General features: G+C 74.7%; 13 protein-coding genes. 10 read left to right on the forward strand and 3 right to left on the reverse strand.

Going from position 1 to position 14,930, the window contains the following annotated elements; translation table 11 throughout:
• Positions 1-8 precede the first annotated feature (8 nt).
• Positions 9-614: a DUF1684 domain-containing protein gene (locus ACI79Y_RS06945; RefSeq protein ID WP_457157770.1), complete on the reverse strand. Its 606-nt coding sequence runs from the start codon at positions 612-614 to the stop codon at positions 9-11.
• Between the two features lie 173 nt (positions 615-787).
• On the opposite strand from ACI79Y_RS06945, the gene ACI79Y_RS06950 reads away from it, so the two are divergent.
• Positions 788-2,230 (forward strand): DUF6779 domain-containing protein, encoded by a 1,443-nt coding sequence (locus ACI79Y_RS06950; RefSeq protein ID WP_457157771.1) that lies wholly within the window; start codon positions 788-790, stop codon positions 2,228-2,230.
• Between the two features lie 28 nt (positions 2,231-2,258).
• Here ACI79Y_RS06950 and ACI79Y_RS06955 read toward each other — a convergent pair whose 3' ends face one another.
• Positions 2,259-3,014, reverse strand: a complete 756-nt coding sequence (locus ACI79Y_RS06955; RefSeq protein ID WP_457157772.1) for an SDR family oxidoreductase — start codon at positions 3,012-3,014, stop codon at positions 2,259-2,261.
• Between the two features lie 332 nt (positions 3,015-3,346).
• Between ACI79Y_RS06955 and ACI79Y_RS06960 the strand changes: the two genes are divergently transcribed.
• From ACI79Y_RS06960 to ACI79Y_RS06995, 8 genes are all read left to right on the forward strand, one after another.
• Positions 3,347-4,327: a Rossmann-like and DUF2520 domain-containing protein gene (locus ACI79Y_RS06960; RefSeq protein WP_457157773.1), complete on the forward strand. Its 981-nt coding sequence runs from the start codon at positions 3,347-3,349 to the stop codon at positions 4,325-4,327.
• Positions 4,328-4,398: 71 nt separating this feature from the next.
• Positions 4,399-5,265, forward strand: coding sequence for a pantoate--beta-alanine ligase (panC, locus tag ACI79Y_RS06965; protein ID WP_457157774.1), 867 nt, complete (start codon positions 4,399-4,401; stop codon positions 5,263-5,265).
• Positions 5,266-5,273: 8 nt separating this feature from the next.
• Positions 5,274-5,687 carry an aspartate 1-decarboxylase gene (gene panD / locus ACI79Y_RS06970; RefSeq protein ID WP_457080405.1) on the forward strand — a complete coding sequence of 138 codons (414 nt, stop codon included), beginning with the start codon at positions 5,274-5,276 and terminating at the stop codon, positions 5,685-5,687.
• The gene (locus tag ACI79Y_RS06975) at positions 5,684-7,375 is read left to right on the forward strand and encodes an L-aspartate oxidase (protein WP_457157775.1); all 1,692 of its coding nucleotides are present in this window, start codon (positions 5,684-5,686) and stop codon (positions 7,373-7,375) included. The genes panD and ACI79Y_RS06975 overlap by 4 nt, the downstream gene beginning before the upstream one ends.
• Positions 7,372-8,361, forward strand: coding sequence for a carboxylating nicotinate-nucleotide diphosphorylase (gene nadC, locus ACI79Y_RS06980; protein WP_457157776.1), 990 nt, complete (start codon positions 7,372-7,374; stop codon positions 8,359-8,361). The genes ACI79Y_RS06975 and nadC overlap by 4 nt, the downstream gene beginning before the upstream one ends.
• A gap of 2 nt (positions 8,362-8,363) precedes the next feature.
• Positions 8,364-9,161 carry a type III pantothenate kinase gene (locus ACI79Y_RS06985; protein WP_457157777.1) on the forward strand — a complete coding sequence of 266 codons (798 nt, stop codon included), beginning with the start codon at positions 8,364-8,366 and terminating at the stop codon, positions 9,159-9,161.
• A gap of 27 nt (positions 9,162-9,188) precedes the next feature.
• Complete coding sequence (gene lysS / locus ACI79Y_RS06990) at positions 9,189-10,694, forward strand: lysine--tRNA ligase (protein ID WP_457157778.1); 1,506 nt, start codon at positions 9,189-9,191, stop codon at positions 10,692-10,694.
• Positions 10,695-10,837: 143 nt separating this feature from the next.
• Positions 10,838-11,191 (forward strand): histone-like nucleoid-structuring protein Lsr2, encoded by a 354-nt coding sequence (locus tag ACI79Y_RS06995; protein WP_457080415.1) that lies wholly within the window; start codon positions 10,838-10,840, stop codon positions 11,189-11,191.
• A 231-nt stretch (positions 11,192-11,422) separates the two neighbouring features.
• Here the strand turns inward: ACI79Y_RS06995 and ACI79Y_RS07000 are convergent, their stop codons facing one another.
• Positions 11,423-11,923 carry a putative immunity protein gene (locus ACI79Y_RS07000; protein WP_457157779.1) on the reverse strand — a complete coding sequence of 167 codons (501 nt, stop codon included), beginning with the start codon at positions 11,921-11,923 and terminating at the stop codon, positions 11,423-11,425.
• Positions 11,924-12,198: 275 nt separating this feature from the next.
• Here ACI79Y_RS07000 and ACI79Y_RS07005 point away from each other — a divergent pair, with 275 nt between their 5' ends.
• Positions 12,199-14,739 (forward strand): ATP-dependent Clp protease ATP-binding subunit, encoded by a 2,541-nt coding sequence (locus ACI79Y_RS07005; protein ID WP_457157780.1) that lies wholly within the window; start codon positions 12,199-12,201, stop codon positions 14,737-14,739.
• Positions 14,740-14,930 lie beyond the last annotated feature (191 nt).

Genomic DNA, 14,930 nt, shown 5'->3' on the forward strand with positions numbered 1-14,930 from the left:
AATCCTTCTCACCAGCCGCCGGGGGGCAGCTGCTCCCCGGCGGCGACGGCGACGTCGACCCGGTTGCCCTCCGGCGCCAGCGGGCAGGTCCACGCCGGGTCGTAGGTGCACGACGGGTGGTAGGCGAAGTTGAGGTCGACCACCAGCCGCCCGTCGTCCCCGCCGAGGTCGGCGCCCTTCACCGTGTCCAGCAGGTACCGGCCGCCGCCGTAGGTCGCACCGCCGGCGCTGCCGTCGCGCAGCGGCAGGAACAACCCGCCGCCGTACCCGGCCAGCCACCACACGTCCAGCCGGGCGACGTCGCCGAGGGTCACCCGCCCGACCCGCCGCAGCACCACCCCGCCCTCGTCGGTGGTGGGCACCCCGAGCCGCACCGGCTCCACGTCGGTGTCGAGCCGGACGTCGAAGCGCAACGCCGGGTCGTAGCCGGCGAACGGGAGCCCGGGAAAGCCCGGGCGGGCGCCCGCCGGCAGCGGGGAGTCGGGGTGCTCGGCGAACAGCGCGTCGCGCCCGGCCCGCCAGCCCCGCCAGCCCTCCTCGGGATCCGCGGCGGTGCGGGCCGCCGCGTAGAGGGCGGCCATCCGGCGTCGCCAGTCCAGCAGGCTCAGCGTCATCCGCCCAGCCTGCCACCGCACCCCGCGCCGACGCCGCGCCGTGACCGCCTGACGCCGTTCGGTGGCCTTATGGTGGGCGCATGGGAGGTCGCCGGGACGACAGCGCGCCCGGGTGGCCTGTCCCCGCGGGCCGTCCGCCGGTCCCACCGCCGTCCCGTCCGGGTGCTGCCCGCGTGGGGTCGACCGCCGCTCCGGCCCGCCCGCTGCCCGCGCTGGACGAGCCGGTCGAGAACCGCGCCGGGTCCCGGGGGCGCGCCCTCTGGGCAGGCGCCGGCGTCGGCCTGGCGGTGCTGGTCACCGTTGCGGTCGTGCTCACCGACAACCCGGTGTACCTGCGCGTGCTGCTGCTCGCGGTCTGCTGGGCGGTGGTCGCCGCCGGCCTGCTGCTCGGCGGCCGCGGCGGCGTCCCCGAGCCGGGTGACCGGGCGGCGGCGGACCGGGAGGCGGAGCTGCGGCACTCCTACGAGCTGGAGCTGGCCCGGGAGGTCGCGGCGCGGCACGAGTACGAGGCGGAGCTGGAGGGCCGGCTGCGGCGGGAGGCCGAGCAGACCATGCGCGCCGAGCTGGCCCAGCTCCGCGGCGAGCTGGCCGGCCTGGCCCAGGTGCGGGAGGAGCTCGCATCGGTCAGCCGGCTCCGGGATGACCTGACCGCGCTGGACCAGCTGCGCTCGGAGGTCGCCGCGCTGGGCTCGCTGCGCCAGGAGCTGAGCGCTCTGGGTCAGCTGCACAGCGAACTGGCTGCCCTGGGCGAGCTGCGGACGGACCTGGGCCGCATGCGCGCGGAGCTCACCGAGCAGCTCTCCGGCGAGCTGCTGGTCGAGCGGATGGTCATGCGCGCCCAGTCGGTGCGCGGGCCGGCGGCCGCGCTGCCCGAACAGCGCAGCACGGACGGCGAGTCGTCCGGCTGGCCGACCTCGTCCGGGTGGGACACCGGCTTCCTGACGGCGGTCGATGCGGAGCCGGTCCAGCGGCCGCTGCCCGAGGCCCTGTCCACGCCGGTGCCCACGCCGGTGCCCACGCCGGTGCCCACCCCGCCCCCGGCTCCCCGTGCCGTCGAGCCCCCGCCCTCGCCGCGGGAGTGGCTCCGCGCGAAGGCCCTGGTCGACCAGCCGGCCGCCGAGCCCGCCCCCCGGCGGCACCGCCGAGCCGCCGAACCCGACAACGACGCCCCGGCCGCCGGCCGGCACGGACGGGCCGTCGAGCCGGGGCACCCCGACCGGCCGACCGGCCCGGCGGAGGCGCCGGGCGACGCCGAGCTGGGCGCCTGGACGAGCGAGCCCTACGGCACCGGCACGTTCACCGGGTCCAGCTGGTCCGCCGCCGCACCGGCCGGGGAGCCGGCGAGCTCCTGGCCCACGGGTCCGGCGCGGTCCCGGTGGGCCGGGGGAGAGCCGGCTCGCGGGGTGCCCGAGCAGTCGGCGACGTCCGGGGACGCCCCGGCACCCCGGCCCGCCCCGGCACCCCGGCCCGCCCCGGAGCCGCAGGGACACGCCCGGCTGGAGCAGATCCTCGCCGAGAGCGGTGTGCCGGCGCCGAGCGGTCGCCGTCGGCGCCGCTACCGCGACGAGGACGACAGCGGGGACGACGTGCTGGCCCGGGTGCTCCGCGGCGAGTAGCCGGGCGCTCCGGGAACGAGGTCCCTCCTCAGCCGATCGGGCCGCGGGAGAGCGCGCCGCCGTCGAGCACGAGCGTCTGCCCCGTCACCCAGCCGGCCTCGTCGGACAGCAGGTAGGCGGCGGCCGCGCCGATGTCCTCGGGGGTGCCCAGCCGGCCCACCGGGTACTGCGCGGCGACCTGCTCCTCGCGCCCGGTGAACAGCGCCTCGGCGAACCGGGTCTTCACCACCGCCGGCGCGACGGCGTTGACCCGCACGGTGGGCCCGAGCTCCACGGCCAGCTGGGTGGTCAGGTTGACCAGCGCCGCCTTGCTGACCCCGTAGGCGGCGATCCCCTCGCTGGACCTCAGCCCGGCCACCGAGGCGACGATCAGCACCGAACCGCCGTGCTCACCCAGCCACGCCCGCCAGGCCTCCTGCACCAGGCCGAGGCTGGCCACGACGTTGGTGTCCAGGATCTTGCGGACGGCGTCCAGCGGCGCGTCCATCAGCGGGCCGTAGACCGGGTTGATGCCCACGTTGCCGACCAGCACGTCCAGGCTGCCGAAGGTGTCGATCGCGGTGCGGACGGCGGCGGCGCGGTGCTCGGCGTCCCCGACGTTCCCCGCGACGGCCACCGCCTTCTCCGGTCCGCCCAGGGCCTCGACCGCCTCGGCGAGCGCCTCCGGCCTGCGGGCGGTGACCACCACCCGGGCGCCCCGGTCGACCAGTGCCCGGGCGATGGCGAGGCCGATGCCCCGGCTCGCCCCGGTGACCAGTGCGGTGCGTCCCTCGAAGCTGCTCACCGTGCTCCTCCCGCTCCGGCACCGGCTCCGCTGCCGGCGCGCGCCTCAACGTATCCAGCGCCGGGTGGTCCCGCGGGACCACCCGGGTGAGCCAGGACACAGCGGTCGGCCGTTGCCCGGGGCGCCGGCCGGTAACAGACTCGATGCCGACACGTCACCTGCGTGACACGCCTCCGGGCGGTTGCAGCGGGCGGGGTGCCCCGCACGACAACCACAGCACAGCACGACCGCAGAGCACGACCGCACAGCACGACTCCGGCCCACGACGACGTGGGACGACGCGACCTGAGTCCGGTACCCGCCAGGGACTGGAACGAGAGGGTGCACCCGGGATGTCGATCCGTCCCTCCCGCGCGGGAGATCCCGCGCCCACTGACCTGCCGCACGTCCTGCCCGCCGCCGGGCTCGCCCCGGCCGCCGAGGCCCCCGCCCGTCTCCGCGTCGGCGTCATCGGCGCCGGCCGGGTGGGCGCCGTGCTCGGTGCCGCGCTCGCCGCCGCCGGCCACGACGTGGTAGCCGCCGCCGGGCTGTCCGCCGCCACCCGCGAGCGCGCCGCCCGCCTGCTGCCCGGGGTGCCGCTGCGCCCTGCGGACGAGGTCGTCGCCGGCAGTGACCTGGTGGTCCTCGCAGTCCCCGACGACACGCTGGCCGGGCTGGTCGCCGGCCTGGCCGAGACCGGCCGCTGGCGCCGCGGCCAGCTGCTCTTCCACACCTCCGGCGCCCACGGCCTGGCCGTGCTCGAGCCGGCCGAGCGGGCCGGTGTCCTGCCGCTGGCCCTGCACCCGGCGATGACCTTCTCCGGCGGGCCCGAGGACGCCCAGCGGCTGACCGCGAGCCCGTTCGGGGTGACCAGCCGGCCCGAGCACCGGCCCGTGGCCGAGATGCTCGTGCTGGAGATGGGCGGCGACCCGTTCTGGGTCGCCGAGGCCGACCGGCGGCTGTACCACGCGGCGCTGGTCACCGGCGCCAACCACCTGGTCACCCTGGTCGCCGAGGCCGCCGACCTGCTCCGCACCGCTGGGGTCGACGCACCCGCGCGGGTGCTGGGCCCGCTGCTCACCGCCGCCCTGGACAACGGCCTGCGCCGCGGTGACCGCGGGCTCACCGGACCGGTCAGCCGGGGCGACGTCGGCACCGTCCGCGACCACCTCGACACCCTCACCGAGCGGGCCCCGGACTCGGTCGACGCCTACGTGACGCTCGCCCGGCGCACCACCGAGCGGGCGCTGGCCGCCGGGCGGCTGAAGCGGCACGAGGCCGAGCCCCTGCTGGAGCTGCTCGACGGCGCGCGGCAGAACGGCGTAGCTCGATGACCGCTGGTCGGCCTCCTTCCGGGTTCCCTCGCGAGCGTGCGAGCGGAGGGGAGAAGGGGGTCCTTCCGCCGATGACCGTGACCACGCGCCCGGCTGTCGCCGCGACCACCGCCGAACTGCGCACGCTCCGCGCCGCCCTGCCCGGCCCCGTCGTCCTGGTGCCCACGATGGGCGCGCTGCACGAGGGCCACCGCACGCTGGTGCGCGCCGCGCGTGCTCGCGGCGGCAGCGTCGTCGTCTCGGTGTTCGTCAACCCGACCCAGTTCGGGCCCGGCGAGGACTTCGACCGCTACCCGCGCACCTGGGACGCCGATCTGGCCGCGCTCGCCGAGGAGGGCGCCGACGTCGTCTTCCACCCGCCGGTCGAGGAGGTCTACCCGCCTGGTTCGGTGGGCGTCACCGTGCAGCCCGGGCCGCTCGGTTCGGTGCTGGAGGGCGCCGTCCGCCCCGGGCACTTCGCCGGCGTGCTCACCGTCGTGGCGAAGCTGTTCGGCCTGGTCCGCCCGGACGTCGCCGTGTTCGGGGAGAAGGACTACCAGCAGCTCACGCTGATCCGGGCGATGGCCCACGAGCTGGCGCTGGGCGTGGAGGTGGTGGGCGCGCCGACCGTCCGCGAGCACGACGGCATGGCGCTGTCCTCCCGCAACCGCTACCTCGACCCGGAACAGCGGGCCACCGCCGCCGCGTTGTCCAGGGCACTGCGCGCCGGGGCCGCGGCCGGGCCGCTGGGCGCCGACGCGGTGCTCGCCGCCGCCCGCACGGTGCTCGACGCGGCCCCCGGCCTGCTCCAGGACTACCTCGAACTGACCGATCCCCAGTTGGGCCCGGCACCGGTGGCCGGACCGGCCCGTCTGCTGGTCGCCGCCCGTGCCGGCAGCACCCGGCTCATCGACAACACCGCGGTCCTCCTGGCCCGCCCGATCGGAGACGACCGATGATGCGCACGATGCTCAAGAGCAAGATCCACCGGGCCACGGTGACCCAGGCCGACCTGCACTACGTCGGCTCGGTGACCATCGACGAGGACCTGCTCGACGCCGCCGACCTGCTGCCCGGTGAGCAGGTGGCGATCGTCGACGTCACCAACGGCGCCCGGCTGGAGACCTACGTGATCCCCGGCGAGCGCGGGTCCGGCGTGATCGGGATCAACGGCGCCGCCGCGCACCTGGTGCACCCCGGCGACCTGGTGATCCTGATCAGCTACGGCCTGATGGACGAGACCGAGGCGAAGTCGTACCTGCCGAAGGTCGTGCACGTCGACGGCGCCAACCGCGTCGTCGAGCTCGGCGCCGACCCGTCCGCCCCGGTGCCCGGCGCCCCCGACCAGCAGCGCAGCGACCGCGGCGTCCCCGTCCGGTGACCGCTGCCGCAGAGATGGTCATTTCTGCGGCAGCGCCTGCGCGGCTGCCGTTGCGGTTGTCGGCGCCGGCCCCCGGCTGGGAGCTGACCGCCGACGTCTGCGTCGTCGGCTCCGGGGTCGCCGGGCTGTGCGTCGCGCTGCACGCCCGCGCCGCCGGGCTGTCGGTCGCCGTCGTCACCAAGGTCGAGGTCGACGACGGCTCGACCCGCTGGGCGCAGGGCGGGATCGCCGCCGTGCTCGACCCGGCCGACACCCCCGCCGCGCACGCCCGGGACACCGAGGTCGCCGGCGTGGGGCTGTGCGAGCCGGCCGCGGTCCAGGCGCTGGTCACCGAGGGGCCGGAGCGGCTGCACCAGCTGATCAGCTGGGGCGCGGCGTTCGACCGCGACACCGCCGGCCGGCTGCTCCTCACCCGCGAGGGCGGGCACTCGACCGACCGGATCGTGCACGCCGGCGGCGACGCCACCGGCGCGGAGGTGCAGCGGTCGCTGGTGCAGGCCGTCGCCGCCGACCCCGGCATCACCCTGGTCGAGCACGCGATGGTGCTCGACCTGATGACCGACGCCACCGGGCGTGCCTGCGGGGTGACCCTGCACGTGCTGGGGGAGGGCAGCGCCGACGGCGTCGGCGCGGTCCGCGCCCGGGCCGTGGTGCTCGCCACCGGTGGCATGGGGCAGGTCTACGCCTCGACCACCAACCCCTCGGTCTCCACCGGCGACGGCGTGGCCCTCGGCCTGCGCGCCGGAGCGGTCGCCACCGACCTCGAGTTCGTCCAGTTCCACCCCACCGCCCTGTACCTCGGTCCCGGCGCGCGCGGGCAGCAGCCGCTGGTCTCCGAGGCGCTGCGCGGTGAGGGCGCGGTGCTGCGCGACGGCGCGGGGGAGCGGTTCCTGGTGGGCGTGCACGAGCTCGCCGAGCTCGCGCCCCGCGACGTCGTCGCCAAGGCGATCACCCGGGTGCAGCTGCGCGACGGCGTCGACCACGTCTGGCTCGACGCCCGGCGCGTCCCCGGCCTGGCCGCCCGCTTCCCGACGATCGTGGCCAGCTGCCGGTCGCACGGCATCGACCCGGTCACCGAGCTGGTGCCGGTGACCCCCGCGGCGCACTACGCCTCCGGTGGGCTCGTCACCGACCTGGCCGGGCGGACGACGGTGCCCGGGTTGTACGCCTGCGGGGAGGCCGCCTGCACCGGCGTGCACGGCGCGAACCGGCTGGCGTCGAACTCGCTGCTGGAGGGCCTGGTCTTCGCCGGCCGGATCGGCGAGGCGCTGGCGCGCGAGCTGCCGGTGCCCGGCACCCCGGCCGGGGCCGACCTCCGCCCGGCGGGCCTGCTGGACGCCGACGTGCGGAGCGCGCTGACCGCGGCCATGTCCGCGCAGGTGGGCGCGCTGCGCAGCGGCGCCGGCCTGGCCGCCGCCGGAGAGCGGATCGCCGCCCTGGCCGCGCGGGCCGGCGACGACGTCGAGCCGGGCGTGCCCGGCTGGGAGACCACCGACCTGTTCACCGTGGCCACCGCGATCACCGCCGCGGCCACCGCCCGCGAGGAGACCCGTGGCTGCCACTGGCGCGAGGACCACCCCGACGCCCACGCCGACTGGCGGGTGCACCTGGACGTGCGCCTGGGCGTCGACGGCGGGGTCACGGTGACCCGCCGCCCGGTGGGCACACCGGTGGAGGTGGAGTGGTGAGCGAGCAGCGGAGCGGACCAGCGAGCGAACCGGGGCATGACGTGGTGAGCGACGACCTGCTGCGTGCCGCGACGGACCTGGCCGGCACCGGCCTGGACGCGGCGTGGGTCGACGAGCTGGTCGAGCGGACGCTCACCGAGGACCTCACCGGTGGCGCGCCGCTGCCCCGGCAGCCCGACGTCGCGGTCGGCTACGACGTCACCAGCGCCGCCACCGTGCCCGGCGACCAGTTCGGGACGGCGGACCTGGTGGCCCGCGCGGACGGCGTCGTCGCCGGGGTGCCGCTGGCCGCCCGGGTGTTCGCCCGGCTGGCCCCCGGTGCCACCCTGACCGCCTCGGTCACGGACGGCGACCGGGTGCGCCGTGGCGACGTGCTGCTCACCGTGCGCGGCCCGGTGCGGGCGCTGCTGGCCGCCGAGCGCAGCGCGCTGAACATCGCCAGCCGGGCCAGCGGCATCGCCACGGCCACCCGCGCGTGGGTCGATGCGGTGGCCGGCACCGGCGCGGTCGTGCTGGACACCCGCAAGACCACCCCGGGGCTGCGGCCGCTGGAGAAGTACGCGGTGCGCTGCGGCGGCGGGTCGAACAAGCGGATGGGCCTCTACGACGTCGCGATGGTGAAGGACAACCACGTCGCCGCCGCCGGTTCGGTCGCCGCCGCCGTCGCCCTGGTGCGGGAGCGGGCGCCGCGGATCACCGTGCAGGTCGAGTGCGACACCCTGGAGCAGGTCGCCGAGGCGGTGGCCGCGGGTGCGGACTTCCTGCTGCTGGACAACATGACCCCCGACCAGCTGCGGCAGGCCGTCGCGCTGGTCGGGAACCGGGAGGTCGAGCTGGAGGCCACCGGTGGGCTCACCCTCGCCGTGGCCGCGGAGGTCGCCGCGACCGGCGTCGACTTCCTCTCCGTCGGGGCCCTGACCCACTCGTCGCCGATCCTGGACCTCGCCCTCGACCTGCGGGCGCCGGACCCGCGCGCCGGGGGCTGACCGTGCTGCTCACCGTGGACGTCGGCAACAGCCACACCGTGCTGGCCACCTTCGACGGCGACCGGCGGGTCGGGGGCTGGCGGGTGACCACCCGGTCGCGGGCCACCGCCGACGAGCTGCTGCTCCTCTGGCGGGGGCTGCTGCGCGACACCGAGGTCACCGGGGTGGCCGCCTGCTCCACGGTGCCCGCGCTGCTGCCGGCGCTGCGCCAGCTGCTGGACTCCCTCGCCGTCCCGGTCACCCTGATCGGGCCGGGCGTGCGCACCGGCGTGCCGCTGCACGTGGACAACCCGCGGGAGGTGGGCGCCGACCGGGTGGTCACCGCCCTGGCCGCCCACGAGCTGTACGGCCGCCGGCCCGACGGCAGCGGCCGGCCGGTCGTCGTCGTCGACTTCGGCACCTCCACCAACGTCGACGCCGTCGGCCCGGGCGGGCAGTTCCTCGGCGGCGCGCTGGCCCCCGGGGTCGAGGTGAGCCTGGACGCACTGGCCACCCGGGCGGCGCAGCTGCGCTCGGTGGAGCTGACGGTGCCCGCCCAGGCGATCGGGAAGAACACCGTGGCCGCGCTGCAGTCCGGCCTGGTGCTGGGCTTCGCCGGGCTCGTGGACGGCCTGGTCGACCGGATCGCGGGGGAGCTGGTGGCCCAGTTCGGCGCCGCGCCGGTGGTGGTCGCCACCGGAGGGCTGCACCGGCTGGTCGCCGACAGCTGCCGGTCCATCGCCGAGCGTGACCCGGACCTCACCGTGCAGGGCCTGCGGCTGGCCTTCGAGCGCCACCAGGGCGGTACCGCCGAGCGCTGACCGGCGCCCGCCGTAGGCTGGGATCCCGTGAGCGAGGAACCCCCCGGCAACGCCGACGACGAACTCCCCGAGCAGCTGCGGGTCCGGCGGGCCAAGCTGGACCGGCTGCGCGAGGCCGGGATCGACCCCTACCCCGTCACGGTGGCCCGCACGGCGAGCCTGGCCGACGTGCGCGCCGAGCACCCGGACCTGCCGCCGGACACGATGACCGGTGCGCGGGTCGGCGTGACCGGGCGGGTGATCTTCTCCCGGAACACCGGCAAGCTCTGCTTCGCGACGCTGCGCGAGGGCGACACCGAGCTGCAGGTCATGCTGTCGATCGACCGGGTCGGCGAGGAGCTCCTGGCGGCTTGGAAGGCCGACGTCGACCTCGGTGACCACGTGCTGGTCACCGGTGAGATCGGGACGTCGCGCCGCGGCGAGCTGTCGGTGTTCGCCGACTCCTGGCAGCTGGCCGCCAAGGCGCTGCGCCCGCTGCCGGTGGCGCACAAGCCGATGAGCGAGGAGCTGCGGGTCCGCCGTCGCTACGTCGACCTGATCGTCCGGGACGAGGCGCGGCGCACCGTGCAGGAGCGCGCCGCGGTGATGAGCGCATTGCGTTCCGGACTCGCCGGGCGCGGTTTCCTCGAGGTCGAGACGCCGATGCTGCAGACCGTGCACGGCGGCGCGGCGGCGCGTCCATTCCGGACGCACATGAACGCTTTCGACCTGGACCTCTACCTGCGCATCGCGCCGGAGTTGTTCCTCAAGCGCTGCATCGTCGGTGGCCTGGACCGGGTGTTCGAGATCAACCGGAACTTCCGGAACGAGGGTGCCGACTCCTCGCACTCCCCGGAGTTCGCGATGCTGGAGTTCTACGCGGCCTACGGCGACTACTCCGACGGTGCCCGCATCACCCGTGAGCTCATCCAGGAATGCTGCGCGGCGCTGTTCGGTGACCACGTCGCGCGGCACCACGACGGCACGGAACTGGACCTGTCCGGCGAGTGGCCGCAGCGGCCGCTGTACGCACTGGTCTCCGAGGCGGTGGGGGAGGAGGTCACCCCGCAGACGCCGGTGGAGCACCTGCGCGCCCTCGCCGAGCGGCACGAGGTCGGGGTCGACCCGGCCTGGCTGCCCGGCAAGGTCGTCGAGGAGCTGTTCGAGGCGCTGGTCCAGCACACGCTGCAGAGCCCGACGTTCGTCGTCGACTACCCGCTGGACACCTCGCCCCTGACCCGCGCGCACCGCACGGAGCCCGGGCTGGCCGAGAAGTGGGACCTCTACATCGGCGGCATCGAGCGGGGCACCGGCTACTCGGAGCTGGTCGACCCGGTCGCGCAGCGCGAGCGGTTCACCCAGCAGGCGCTGCTGGCGGCGGCCGGTGACCCCGAGGCGATGGTGCTCGACGAGGACTTCCTGGAGGCCCTCGAGTACGGCATGCCGCCCACGGCGGGCGTCGGCATGGGCATCGACCGGCTGATGATGACGCTCACCGGACTCGGCATCCGGGAGACGATCCTGTTCCCGCTGGTGCGGCCACTGCATTCCTGACCTGCGTTTTCCCCACACTTCCGCATGAAAGACGTGGGCGGATTGGGGAAATGGCGGGCAATGTGGTGCAATGGTGCTGGCCGACCTCCGGGTCGGGTAATTGCACTGGCCACGGGGGCTGACGCAACAGGAGTGGAACAACAATGGCTCGCAAGGTCCAGGTGATCCTCAGTGACGACCTCGACGACGGCATTCCCGCCGACGAGACGGTGACCTTCGCCCTCGACGGGACGACGTACGAGATCGACCTGTCGGAGAAGAACGCCGCGGAGATGCGCGACGTGTTCGGCAAGTACGTCTCGGCGGCGCGCAAGGTGAGCAGTCGCGGCACCCGGGCCTCCGGTGCCGGGCGTTCCCGGGCGACCGGTGGCGGTGGCCGGATGGACCGCGAGCAGGCCGGCGCCATCCGCGACTGGGCCCGCAAGAACGGCCACGAGGTCAGCGACCGCGGCCGCATCCCGGCCAGCGTCGTCGAGGCCTTCGAAGCGGCTCACTGAAAGAGGACCCCGTCCTCCTCACCCCTCGCGAACTCGGGGCGAGCCTCTGGACGGGGCCACCTGACGGCGCCTGCGAGGGGGCCGTTCCAGCACGTCGCCACGGCCCGGCTCCCCACGGAGGGAGCCGGGCCGTCGGCGTCTCCAGGTCCGGCGGCTGCGCCCGGGAGCACCTGTCAGGTGCGTCGGGAGGGTGCTCCCTCGCGCCACGGCGCACGGACGGCGCCGCGGCGCTCAGCAGTCGAACACCGACCAGCAGATGTCGTTGCGCAGCCGCTGGTCGTCCAGGACCAGCTCCCGGACCGCCGCCGGGAGCTGGTCGCGCTGCCACCGGCACTCGCGTCGCCCGGCAGCCTCCGCCTCGCCCTCCGGCGCAGCCGCTCGGGCGGCCTTGATCGCGTAGGCGGCCGCCCCCAGGTCGTGCGCAGCCACGTGCGCCACCGCCGCGGCCTGGCCGGCGGCGTACGCGGCGTGCCGGGGTGCCCCGGTCAGGTCCCGGGCCGCGCCCATGGCGTGGCCGCCCGCCGCGCGCGCCCGCATCATCGGGACCTCGCCGCGCACCCAGGCGCGGGCGTGCTCGATCGCCCGGCGCGGTCGCGGGTCCGCCGGCCGGGCCGCCTCGAACAGCGGGAGCACGTGCTCCGCGCACGACGCCGCCCACAGGGCGAGCAGGTGGTGGTCGGCGTCGGTGAGCGTCCCGCCGCGGCGGACCGTCACCAGTCGGGGGTCCGGCACTCTCGGGAGGATCACGGTGGAGCTCCTGTCCGCTCGGGGCGTCCGCTGACGGCGTAACGGCGGCACGGGGGCGGCGGAACACCGTCAGTGGGACGACAGTTGACTCTCACGAGCCCCCGATCAGGTCTGACGGCCTCGTCTCGGCGCAGGTCGGGCGGTGCGAACTACAGTGGAACGACCGGTGCCCCAGCGCGCCGACGTACGTCGGGTGTCCACCGTCCCCTGCCGGGGACACGAGCACAGCAGGTCCAGCCGGTCAGAGGGAGATACAGCAGATGTTCGAACGGTTCACCGACCGAGCCCGTCGGGTGGTCGTCCTGGCCCAGGAAGAGGCCCGGATGCTCAACCACAACTACATCGGCACCGAGCACATCCTCCTGGGTCTGATCCACGAGGGTGAGGGCGTCGCTGCCAAGGCGCTCGAGTCCCTCGGCATCTCGCTGGAGGGTGTCCGGCAGCAGGTGGAGGAGATCATCGGCCAGGGCCAGCAGGCCCCGTCCGGGCACATCCCCTTCACCCCCCGCGCCAAGAAGGTGCTCGAGCTGTCCCTGCGCGAGGCGCTGCAGCTCGGCCACAACTACATCGGCACCGAGCACATCCTGCTCGGCCTGATCCGCGAGGGCGAGGGCGTGGCCGCCCAGGTGCTCGTGAAGCTCGGCGCCGACCTCAACCGCGTCCGCCAGCAGGTCATCCAGCTGCTCTCCGGCTACCAGGGCAAGGAGCCGGCCGCTGCCGGTGGCCCGGCCGAGGGCACGCCGTCGACCTCGCTGGTCCTCGACCAGTTCGGCCGCAACCTGACCCAGGCTGCCCGCGACTCCAAGCTCGACCCGGTCATCGGGCGGGCCAAGGAGATCGAGCGGGTCATGCAGGTCCTGTCGCGGCGGACCAAGAACAACCCGGTCCTGATCGGTGAGCCCGGCGTCGGCAAGACCGCCGCCGTCGAAGGGCTGGCCCAGGCGATCGTCAAGGGCGAGGTGCCCGAGACGCTGAAGGACAAGCAGCTCTACACCCTCGACCTCGGCGCCCTGGTCGCCGGTTCCCGCTACCGCGGTGACTTCGAGGAGCGGCTGAAGAAGGTCCTCAAGGAGATCCGCACCCGCGGCGACATCATCCTGTTCATCGACGAGATCCACACCCTCGTCGGGGCGGGCGCTGCCGAGGGCGCGATCGACGCCGCCAGCATCCTCAAGCCGATGCTGGCCCGCGGTGAGCTGCAGACCATCGGCGCCACCACGCTGGACGAGTACCGCAAGCACCTGGAGAAGGACGCCGCGCTCGAGCGCCGCTTCCAGCCCATCCAGGTCAGCGAGCCGACCCTCGCCCACACGGTGGAGATCCTCAAGGGCCTGCGCGACCGCTACGAGGCCCACCACCGGATCAGCATCACCGACAGCGCCCTCGTGGCCGCGGCGACGCTGGCCGACCGGTACATCTCCGACCGCTTCCTGCCGGACAAGGCGATCGACCTGATCGACGAGGCCGGTGCCCGGATGCGGATCAAGCGGATGACCGCTCCGCCGGACCTCCGCGAGTTCGACGACCGGATCGCCGGCGTCCGCCGCGAGAAGGAGTCGGCGATCGACGCGCAGGACTTCGAGAAGGCGGCCTCTCTCCGCGACAAGGAGAAGCAGCTGCTGGGCGAGAAGGCCGAGCGGGAGAAGGCGTGGAAGGCCGGCGACATGGACGTCGTCGCCGAGGTCGACGACGAGCAGATCGCCGAGGTGCTGGCCAACTGGACCGGCATCCCGGTCTTCAAGCTCACCGAGGAGGAGACCTCACGGCTGCTCCGCATGGAGGACGAGCTCCACAAGCGGATCATCGGCCAGGAAGAGGCCATCAAGAGCGTCAGCCAGGCGATCCGGCGCACGCGGGCGGGCCTGAAGGACCCCCGTCGTCCCGGCGGCTCGTTCATCTTCGCGGGCCCCTCGGGTGTCGGTAAGACCGAGCTGGCCAAGGCGCTCGCGCAGTTCCTCTTCGGCGAGGACGACGCCCTCATCCAGATCGACATGGGCGAGTTCCACGACAAGTTCACCGTGTCGCGGCTCGTCGGTGCGCCTCCCGGCTACGTCGGTTACGACGAGGGTGGCCAGCTGACCGAGAAGGTGCGGCGCAAGCCGTTCTCGGTGGTCCTCTTCGACGAGATCGAGAAGGCGCACGCCGATGTCTTCAACACGCTGCTCCAGGTGCTGGAGGACGGCCGACTGACCGACGGCCAGGGCCGGATCGTGGACTTCAAGAACACGATCCTGATCCTGACCACGAACCTCGGGACGCGGGACATCTCCAAGGCCGTCGGCCTCGGCTTCCAGGCCGGGAACGACAACCAGAGCAACTACGAGCGGATGAAGCTCAAGGTCAACGAGGAGCTCAAGCAGCACTTCCGGCCGGAGTTCCTCAACCGCATCGACGACATCGTCGTGTTCCACCAGCTGACCGAGGACGAGATCGTCCACATCGTGGACCTCATGCTCGGCCGCCTGGAGACGCAGCTGAAGAACAAGGACATGGCGATCGAGGTCACCCCGGCGGCGAAGAAGCTGCTGGCCGCCCGGGGCTTCGACCCGGTGCTGGGTGCCCGCCCGCTGCGGCGGACCATCCAGCGCGAGATCGAGGACGCGCTGTCGGAGAAGATCCTCTACGGCGAGCTGACCAGTGGTCAGATCGTGGTGGTCGACGTCGACGAGTCCGACGAACCGACCAAGTCGACCTTCACCTTCCGCGGTGAGGCCAGGCCGATCGACGTGCCCGACACGCCGCCGGTGGCGCTCTCCGGTGCGGACGGCGACGACGAGGGCCCGGCCACGCAGGCCGAGTGACCCGTAGGTCTCCACAGGGGCCGTCTCCCACCCGGGAGGCGGCCCCTGCGTCATGTCCGTGCCCCCGGCTCCCGGGATCAGCTGACCTGATCGTGGGGGGGGGGGGGGGGGGGGGGGGGGGGGGGGGGGGGGGGGGGGGGGGGGGGGGGGGGGGGGGGGGGCGGGGGCCCGGGGGGGGGGGGGGGGGGGGG

It is taken from the genome of Modestobacter sp. SYSU DS0875, from assembly GCF_054050915.1.

Bases quoted from the DNA above. Each gene is read 5' to 3' on its own strand.
- ACI79Y_RS06945 (WP_457157770.1), bottom strand. From the start codon at position 614: ATGACGCTGAGCCTGCTGGACTGGCGACGCCGGATGGCCGCCCTCTAC.
- ACI79Y_RS07005 (WP_457157780.1), top strand. From the start codon at position 12,199: ATGTTCGAACGGTTCACCGACCGAGCCCGTCGGGTGGTCGTCCTGGCC.
- panC (WP_457157774.1), top strand. From the start codon at position 4,399: ATGACCGTGACCACGCGCCCGGCTGTCGCCGCGACCACCGCCGAACTG.
- ACI79Y_RS06960 (WP_457157773.1), top strand. From the start codon at position 3,347: ATGTCGATCCGTCCCTCCCGCGCGGGAGATCCCGCGCCCACTGACCTG.
- ACI79Y_RS06995 (WP_457080415.1), top strand. From the start codon at position 10,838: ATGGCTCGCAAGGTCCAGGTGATCCTCAGTGACGACCTCGACGACGGC.
- panD (WP_457080405.1), top strand. From the start codon at position 5,274: ATGCTCAAGAGCAAGATCCACCGGGCCACGGTGACCCAGGCCGACCTG.